The sequence below is a fragment of the Streptomyces boncukensis genome (assembly GCF_011045075.1).
Classification (GTDB): domain Bacteria; phylum Actinomycetota; class Actinomycetes; order Streptomycetales; family Streptomycetaceae; genus Streptomyces; species Streptomyces boncukensis.
Genome location: NZ_JAAKZZ010000841.1, coordinates 1 through 2,034, shown reverse-complemented (window position 1 = coordinate 2,034; position 2,034 = coordinate 1). Strand labels below are relative to the sequence as shown.

Below are 2,034 nucleotides of genomic sequence, written 5' to 3'. Positions count from 1 at the left end.
TCCTTGAACGTGGGGGAGGGGGCGGAGTCCGGTGAGGAGGGCAGCTTCTCGGCGGACGGCAGGGACGAGGACGGTTTGTCGGAGGCGTCGCCGTCCCCGTCGTCCTCGCTGACCACGGCCAGCGCGACGATCCCGGCGACCAGCACGGTGGCCAGCGCCCCGCCGCCCGCGATGAGTCGGCGGCGGCGGCGTGCGCGGGCGCGTTCCGCCTGCTCGGCGAGCGCCGCCCAGTCAGGTGTCCCGGAACCCCGGTCGGGTCCCCCCTGCCCAAAGCTCATGCGCGCATCCTATGCGCTCGATATTGGGTTGGCGCCGGAGTCCCGGGCGCCGAGAATCGCGGTATGGGACACGTCGAAGTCGCGCACCTGGAGTTCTGCCTGCCCGATGGCCGGATGCTGTTGGACGATGTCTCGCTGCGGGTCGGCGAGGGCGCCTCGGCGGCGCTGGTGGGGGCGAACGGCGCGGGCAAGACGACGCTGCTGCGGCTGATCGCGGGGAAGCTGAAGCCGGACGCGGGGACGGTGGCGGTCGGCGGCGGCCTGGGCGTGATGCCGCAGTTCGTGGGCTCGGTGCGGGACGAGCGCACGGTGCGGGACCTGCTGGCCGAGGTGTCCAGGAAGGAGATCCGCACGGCCGCGCGGGCCGTGGACGACGCCGAGCTGGCACTTCGGGGGTCTGGGGGCCGTCCCCCGGAGGAGCGCGGTATGGAGCGGGACGACGAGGCCGCCCAGCTCCAGTACGCGCAGGCGCTTGCCGACTGGGCCGAGGTGCGCGGCTACGAGGCGGAGACGCTCTGGGACATGTGCACGGTCGCCGCGCTGGGCGTGCCGTACGAGAAGGCCCGGTGGCGGCAGGTGCGCACGCTGTCCGGCGGGGAGCAGAAGCGGCTGGTGCTGGAGGCGCTGCTGCGCGGCGGCGACGAGGTGCTGCTGCTGGACGAGCCGGACAACTATCTGGACGTCCCGGGGAAGCGCTGGCTGGAGGAGCGGCTGCGGGAGACGTCCAAGACGGTGCTGTTCATCTCGCACGACCGGGAGCTGCTGGCCCGCACCGCGGAGCGGATCATCAGCGTGGAGCCGGGCGCCGCCGGGAGCGACGTGTGGGTGCACGGGGGCGGCTTCGCGACGTACCACGAGGCGCGCAAGGAGCGGTTCGCGCGCTTCGAGGAGCTGCGGCGGCGCTGGGACGAGGAGCACGCCAAGCTGAAGCGGCTGGTGAGCATGTACAAGCAGAAGGCCGCCTTCAACTCCGATATGGCCTCCCGGCTGCAGGCGGCCCGCACCCGGCTGCAGAAGTTCGAGGAGGCGGGCCCGCCGCTGGAGCCGCCGCGGGAGCAGGACATCCGGATGCGGCTGCGCGGCGGGCGCACCGGGGTGCGCGCTGTGACCTGCGAGGGGCTGGAGCTGACGGGGCTGATGAGCCCGTTCAGCCTGGAGGTGTTCTACGGCGAGCGGGTCGCCGTCCTCGGTTCGAACGGCTCCGGCAAGTCGCACTTCCTGCGGCTCCTCGCGGGCGGCGACGTCGCGCACACCGGCGGCTGGAAGCTGGGCGCCCGCGTGGTGCCCGGCCACTTCGCGCAGACCCACGCGCACCCCGAGCTGGAGGGGCGCACCCTGCTGGACATCCTGTGGAAGGAGCACGCCAGGGACCGGGGGGCCGCGATGTCCGCGCTGCGCCGCTACGAGCTGACCCGGCAGGCCGAGCTGGAGTTCGGGCGGCTGTCGGGCGGCCAGCAGGCCCGGCTGCAGATCCTGCTGCTGGAGCTGGCCGGGGCGACGGCGCTGCTGCTGGACGAGCCGACGGACAACCTGGACCTGGAGTCGGCCGAGGCCCTGCAGGAGGGGCTGGAGGCGTACGAGGGGACGGTGCTGGCGGTGACGCACGACCGCTGGTTCGCGCGCGGCTTCGACCGCTTCCTGGTCTTCGGCGCCGACGGGCGGGTACGGGAGGTGCCGGAGCCGGTCTGGGACGAGGACCGGGTCGCCCGCGCCCGGTGAGCGGCGCGGTCGGGGGGCCGGGGGCGGGGGCCGGAGC

At 74.0% G+C, this 2,034-nt stretch carries 1 protein-coding gene and 1 pseudogene; one reads left to right on the top strand and one right to left on the bottom strand.

Going from position 1 to position 2,034, the window contains the following annotated elements; all coding sequences use genetic code 11:
• Positions 1–278 (bottom strand): annotated as a pseudogene (locus G5C65_RS36225) (hypothetical protein); the annotation flags it as partial.
• A gap of 63 nt (positions 279–341) precedes the next feature.
• Here G5C65_RS36225 and G5C65_RS36220 point away from each other — a divergent pair.
• Complete coding sequence (locus G5C65_RS36220) at positions 342–1,997, top strand: ABC-F family ATP-binding cassette domain-containing protein (RefSeq protein ID WP_165303299.1); 1,656 nt, start codon at positions 342–344, stop codon at positions 1,995–1,997.
• Positions 1,998–2,034: the final 37 nt, after the last annotated feature.